The sequence below is a fragment of the Herbaspirillum sp. B65 genome (assembly GCF_000333555.1).
GTDB classification, from domain to species: domain Bacteria; phylum Pseudomonadota; class Gammaproteobacteria; order Burkholderiales; family Burkholderiaceae_D; genus Herbaspirillum; species Herbaspirillum rubrisubalbicans.
Genome location: NZ_BADI01000171.1, coordinates 1 through 6,660, shown reverse-complemented (window position 1 = coordinate 6,660; position 6,660 = coordinate 1). Strand labels below are relative to the sequence as shown.

The 6,660-nt window shown below is 60.9% G+C and carries 5 protein-coding genes; 3 read left to right on the top strand and 2 right to left on the bottom strand.

Annotated elements, in window-relative coordinates:
• Positions 1 to 46 precede the first annotated feature (46 nt).
• The 3 genes from I5W_RS04300 (at position 47) to I5W_RS04290 (ending at position 3,542) form a co-directional block, all read left to right on the top strand.
• Positions 47 to 1,435 (top strand): multicopper oxidase family protein, encoded by a 1,389-nt coding sequence (locus I5W_RS04300; RefSeq protein ID WP_044528312.1) that lies wholly within the window; start codon positions 47 to 49, stop codon positions 1,433 to 1,435.
• A 37-nt stretch (positions 1,436 to 1,472) separates the two neighbouring features.
• Complete coding sequence (locus I5W_RS04295; RefSeq protein ID WP_044528311.1) at positions 1,473 to 1,763, top strand: copper-binding protein; 291 nt, start codon at positions 1,473 to 1,475, stop codon at positions 1,761 to 1,763.
• A gap of 138 nt (positions 1,764 to 1,901) precedes the next feature.
• Positions 1,902 to 3,542, top strand: coding sequence for a fatty acid--CoA ligase (locus I5W_RS04290; RefSeq protein ID WP_044528310.1), 1,641 nt, complete (start codon positions 1,902 to 1,904; stop codon positions 3,540 to 3,542).
• 969 nt (positions 3,543 to 4,511) lie between these two features.
• Here the strand turns inward: I5W_RS04290 and purU are convergent.
• The gene (gene purU, locus I5W_RS04285) at positions 4,512 to 5,381 is read right to left on the bottom strand and encodes a formyltetrahydrofolate deformylase (protein ID WP_044528309.1); all 870 of its coding nucleotides are present in this window, start codon (positions 5,379 to 5,381) and stop codon (positions 4,512 to 4,514) included.
• 359 nt (positions 5,382 to 5,740) lie between these two features.
• Entirely contained in the window at positions 5,741 to 6,265 is a 525-nt protein-coding gene (locus tag I5W_RS04280) for a bactofilin family protein (RefSeq protein ID WP_044528308.1), read from the bottom strand.
• Positions 6,266 to 6,660: the final 395 nt, after the last annotated feature.

Sequence of the window (6,660 nt, the reverse complement as noted above, 5' to 3'; positions counted from 1 at the left end):
GCCTGCAACAGGCCCTGGGCGGCCGCCCCCAAGAGGGAAAACACCCATGAACCCCAGGGACAAACTGCGCCGCCACTTCCTGCAAGGCGCCGCCCTGGCCGTCACCTCTGCGGCGGTGAGCCGGGCCGGCGCCGCCAGCCTGCCCGAAGCTGCGCTGCAAACCAGCCCCGCCACCCAGCCGCCCTTGCCACCGGCCACCGGTCGTCCCTATCAACCGGTGGTCACCCTCAACGGCTGGACCCTGCCCTGGCGCATGAAGAACGGCGTCAAGGAATTCCACCTGGTGGCAGAACCGGTGGTACGTGAAATCGCCCCCGGCATGAAGGCCAATCTCTGGGGCTACAACGGCCAAAGCCCCGGCCCCACCATCGAAGTGGTGGAAGGCGACCGGGTGCGCATCTTCGTCACCAACAAGCTGCCCGAAGCGACCTCGGTACACTGGCATGGCCAGCGCCTGCCCAATGGCATGGATGGCGTGTCCGGCCTGACGCAGCCGGCCATCCCGCCCGGCAAGACCTATGTCTACGAATTCACCGCACGGCGCGCCGGCACCTTCATGTATCACCCGCACGCCGATGAAATGGTGCAGATGGCCATGGGCATGATGGGCTTCTGGGTCACGCATCCCAAGGATCCCGGCTTCATGCGCGTGGACCGCGATTTCGTATTCCTGATGAATGCCTACGACATCGCGCCGGGAGCGGCCGTGCCCAAGGTCAGCACCATGCTGGACTTCAATCTCTGGACCTGGAACAGCCGCGCCTTCCCCGGCATCGACCCGTTGGTGGTGCGGCACAACGACCGCGTGCGCATCCGCGTGGGCAATCTCACCATGACCAATCACCCACTGCATCTGCACGGTCACGAATTCGTCGTCACCGGCACCGATGGCGGCTGGGTGCCGCCAGCGGCGCGCTGGCCCGAAGTCACCACCGACATCGCCGTGGGCCAAATGCGCGCCATCGAGTTCGACGCCACCGAAGAAGGCGACTGGGCCCTGCACTGCCACAAGGCGCATCACACCATGAACGCCATGGGCCATGACCTGCCGACCATGATCGGGGTGGATCAATCCAGGGTGGTCGAGAAGATCAGCAAACTGGTGCCCGACTACATGGCCATGGGCGACAAGGGCGGCTCCATGGGTGAGATGGAAATGCCGCTGCCGGAGAACACCCTGCCCATGATGACCGGACGCGGCCCTTACGGTCCCATCGAGATGGGCGGCATGTTCAGCACCCTCAAGGTTAGGCGCCACCTGGCCCGCGACGACTATCGCGACCCGGGCTGGTACCGCGCCCCGGCTGGTACGGTGGCACATGAATGGAAAGGCGAACTACCCGGCCCGCGCCGCGCACCTGCTGGCGCCACCGGCCAGCCAGGCCCGGCCACGCTGGATGTGGTCAAGCCGGGCGGGCATCAAGGCCATCACTGACACCCCCTCATTGTTCGACACTATGAAAGGAAATTCCATGTTACGCGCCCTGCTCTTCACCGCTTCCCTCTTGCTGCCGATGCTGGCCGCCCAGGCCCAGGACCAGCCCCCCAAGGTCGATGGCGAAATCCGCAAGATCGATGCTGCTACCGGCAAGCTCACCATCCGCCACGGCGAGATTCCCAACTTGCAGATGCCCGGCATGACCATGGTCTTCAAGGCTGCGCCCGAGATCCTGGACCGGGCCCGCGCCGGCGAAAAGATCAGCTTCACTGCCGAGCGCATCGACGGTGCGCTGACGGTGACTTCGCTGGAAGAAAAGAACTAGGCATGGGGCACCGGGACGACGCCGCAGCCTACGCAAATTTCGTCGTCCCGGCGACCATCGTCTCTGGAAGTTAGCGGTATCATCGGGACTCCATTCCATAACAGGCGGCCGGCCGCCGCACAACAGAGGAGACCCGAGATGCCCCAAGCCATCGAGCAAACCCCATCGGCCTATGGCTACCCGCTGCTGATCAAGCAGCTATTGCACAGCGCCCTGGCCACCGCTCCCGAGCAGGAAATCATTTACGGCCAGCGCCGCCTGAGCTATGCCCAGTTCTACCAGCGCGTGCAGCGCCTGGCCAATGCCCTCAAGGAAATGGGCGTACAGGCCGGCAACACGGTGGCCGTGATGGACTGGGACAGCAACCGCTACCTGGAGTGTTTCTTCGCCGTGCCGATGATGGGTTGCGTCTTGCAGACGGTGAACGTGCGCCTGTCGCCGGAGCAGATCGCCTACACCCTCAATCACGCGCAAGCCGATGTCTTGCTGATGAACTCGGACTTCATGCCGGTGTTGAAGCAGATCCGCGGCGAACTCAGCACCCTGACGCGCTGCGTGCTGCTCACCGACGATGGCAGTCCCTGCCCGCGCGGTCCCGGTTTTGCCGGGGAATACGAACAATTGCTGGCCCAGGCCGAGGCCCGCTACGACTTCCCCGACTTCGACGAAAACGCCCGCGCCACCACCTTCTACACCACCGGCACGACCGGCCTGCCCAAGGGCGTCTATTTCAGCCATCGGCAACTGGTGTTGCACACCCTGGCCACCACCGCCGGCCTGGCCTTGCCAGCGCAGCAGGGCCGCCTGCATCGGGACGATGTCTACATGCCCTTGACGCCCATGTTCCATGTCCACGCCTGGGGGCTGCCCTATGTGGCGACCATGGCCGGGGTCAAGCAGGTCTATCCGGGCCGCTACGTGCCTGACACCATCTGCAAGCTGATCCGGGAAGAAAAAGTGACTTTTTCCCATTGTGTGCCGACCATCCTGCAGATGATCCTGTCCTCGGAAAAAGCACGCGAGGTGGATCTGTCGGGCTGGAAGATGATCATCGGCGGCTCGGCCATGACCAGCAGCCTGGCCCGCGCGGCGCGGGAGCGGGGCATTGATGTCTTCACCGGTTATGGGATGTCGGAGACTTGCCCGATATTGACGCTGGCGCAGGTGCCCACGGCAGAACTGGGGGGTGAGCGCGAGGCCAGCCTGCGCGTGAAGACCGGCCGCCCGGTGCCGTTGGTGGCATTGCGTACGGTAGATGGCGATATGAATGATTGTGCGCACGATGGTCAGAGCACCGGCGAAGTGGTGGTGCGGGCGCCTTGGTTGACGCAGGGTTATCTGCATCAGGCTGAGGCTTCTGAAGAATTATGGCGGGGTGGCTGGTTGCATACCCAGGATATCGGGCATATCGATGGCGAGGGCTATCTGCAGGTGACGGATCGGATCAAGGATGTGATCAAGACGGGGGGCGAGTGGGTCTCTTCGTTGCAGATCGAGGACATCATTGCGCGTCATCCGGCGGTGGCGGAGACGGCGGTGATCGGGGTGCAGGATGGGAAGTGGGGGGAGCGGCCGGTGGCGCTGGTGGTGTTGAAGAAGGATGCGGTCGGGGTCAACGAGGAAGATATCCGGCAGCATGTGCGGGCCTCGGCGGAGGCGGGGGTCATCTCTCGTTATGGCGTGCCGGATCGGGTGAGGTTTGTGGATGAGCTGGCGCGGACCAGTGTTGGGAAGATCAATAAGCGGGTGATGCGAGAGCAGTATCCGGCTTCTAGCTGATGGTTGGCATGTGTGTTGTGTTGTGTTGTGTTGTGTTGTGTTGTGTTGTGTTGTGTTGTGTTGTGTTGTCTTGACTAGCAGTGATGGTGTTTTTTGGTTTTGGGGTAGTCTGCACGGAATGCTTTTCTGCGCTCTAGCTTAATTGTGTCCTCTCTTCGGTCGGAACGGAGCGCCGGGGGCGGCCCGGCAGCCGCTCACTTTTCTTGTCTCGCCAAGAAAAGTAAGCAAAAGAAGGCGACCGCTACTACCCCGCCCTCCTGCGGAGGGTCCCCGCGTCAGCGCGCATCAAAACGGGAAAAATAGAGTCGCTTCGCTCCCACTATTTTTCTGATCCGTTTTGATGCGCGCTGACGCGGCGGGGCAGAAGCGGACGACCTAAACGGCTCGCCTTCGGCCTCGCGGGGTCTCCGACTCGCCTACGGCTTCGGGTTGGGGTTCTTCACCTTCGATACGTCGGTGCGCGACCACAGTCCGAACGGTAAATTATTTATACAAAAACAGAACATTGCCCGAAGAAAAATTCGATGCCGCAGGCGAGCCAACCCAAAGCCGTAGGCGAGTCGGAGATATTGCGAGGCCGAAGGCGAGCCGGTTACGCTTTCCCCCTTGGGGGCCAGCCGACGCAGCGAAGTGAAAAGTGGATCAGAAAAATAGTGGGAGCGCAGCGACTCTATTTTTCCCACTTTTCGCTTCGCTGCGGCGGGTACCCTCCGTAGGAGGGCTGGCTCTTTGGGGGCCGCTTTCTTTGCTTACTTTCTTTGGCGGGCCAAAGAAAGTGAGCGGCTGCCGGGCCGCCCCCGGCGCGTCCTTCCGACCGAAGAGAGAACACAATTAAGCTAGAGCGCACATAAGTTTTCCGTGCAGACTACCCCAGAACCCAAAGCCACCACCACAGCCAGCCAAAACAAAACAAAAACAAAACGCCGCCCAGCCCAAGCCAGACGGCGTTCCAAAAGAACAAAAAACCGATCAGTTAAAGATCACAGTCTTATGCCCATTGAGCAAAATCCGATGCTCGGTAAACCATTTGACAGCCCGAGCCAACACCACGCACTCGATATCCCGCCCAATCGCCGTCAAGGTATCCGGCCCCATCGAATGATCGACCCGCTCCACCCCTTGCTCGATGATCGGACCTTCATCCAGATCCCCGGTCACGAAGTGCGCAGTCGCCCCGATCAACTTCACCCCACGATCATGCGCCTGGTAATAAGGCTTGGCCCCCTTGAAGCTGGGCAGGAAAGAATGGTGGATATTGATCGCCCGACCACGCAAAGCCTCGCACATCTCCGGCGACAAGATCTGCATATAACGCGCCAGCACCACCAGATCGATCTGGTTCGCCTCCACGATCTCCATGATGCGCTGCTCCTGCGCCCGCTTCACTTGCGCAGAAGAACCGGTCGCCAACGGCAGATGATGGAAAGGAATGTTGTAGCTGGCCGCCAACTGATAGAAGTCAGTATGGTTGGACACGATCGCCGGAATCTCCACCGGCAGCAAACCGCTCTTGTAACGGAACAGCAGATCGTTCAGACAATGCCCGATCTTGGATACCATCAACATCACCCGCGGCTTCTTGCCTGCATCATGCAACTGCCAGTTCATCTGCAGCGAATCGCCCAGCACGCCGAAATCGGCACGCAAGGCCGCGTCCGACATCGCCACATCCTCCGACGCAAAATGCACGCGCATGAAGAACAGCTTGGACTGCGCATCGCCAAACTGCGCCGAATCGATGATGTTACAGCCGTGGTCGGCCAAAAAGCCCGAGACGCGATGCACGATGCCGCGCTGGTCCAGGCAGGACAAGGTAAGAATGTATTCCGGGTGAGCCATGAGAATGAACTGAGAAACCTGAGAAACGCCAGCGTCCCAACGGCCAGCGCCACTGGGGCGCCGCCACCAGCCGGGCAGGCCGGATAAAAGGACGAAAGGCGCTATTGTCGCACGGCCAGGCCATGCGGACAAATCGGCTACCCGTAAAGCGATACCAAAGAGGAAAAGCCAAGCCAATATCGCGACAATCGCAGCAGATCAGGGCAATTTGACAACAAGTCGCCCTTTACTCCGCCCCATTTCCAGCAGGAAATGAGCCAACTGCAGCACCGTCCCGGCCTGCTCCCAGCGCGGTATCACTCCGATTCATCCCCGGACCGTGACCGATGCCTGGCACCGGTCACCACCCGCAGGGGCGTTCAGGCCGTCTTCTGCAGCAAATCCTTCTGCTCGTGACCACCACCGACCTGCAGGTCACCGGCCAGTTGACCACCCTCTTCGATGACCAGCTTGCCATAGCGGATCTTGCCGGTGACCTTGCCGCTGGAATAGATCACCAGCTTCTGGCGCACCGTCAGGTCACCGTCAAATTCGCCGCGGATCTCGGCCAGGTCGATCTCGGCCGAGCCCTTGAAGGCGCCGCGCTCGGCGATCTGCACCACGCGACAGTTGATGGTGGCTTGTACCTTGCCTTCCACCACCAGGGTGTCGCAATCCTCGATCTCGCCCTTGACCTTGATGTTGGGACCGACCGTGAGCTTGCTGCCGCTCTCCTCGGTCGCCGCCGGGGCCGGGTGGGAAACGGAAGAAGGATAAGGGGCAGCCTTGTTGACGCTGGTCACATTGCCGCCAGTGGAAGAAGAGACGCCGCTACCCGCACTGCTGAACGGGGAGTTGGTCGAATTGGTTTCGCGTTTGCCGAAGAGGGATTCCGAGCGAAGCATGTGATCTCCTGAAATGGGTAGTGCCAGATGCGTAAACATCTACGCGCAAAAAATAACGTGCGGCAAGGCGCACAACAGACTCACACCACGCCGCAACTGCGATGACGGGATCGCTGCGCAGGACCGCAAACAACGGTCACAGGCTTGAATGGCGTGCTGTGGCAGCACAGGTTCTGCCCTCCCGCTGTGGTCGCGCGCGCCACGATGGAGCACCTGAATCATCGTGATCAGGCATTGCCCGGGAGGAAACCTGTGCGATTCGGCAGGATGCCAAATACAAAGTTCACCACAATTTCGCAGCTCAGTTCCGGTAGCACCACATGGAAGTTCCGATGTTTAAAGGTTTTTCCACCGTTTGGTTTGCAGTAGCCGGCCAACACTTCCTTTGATTTAAA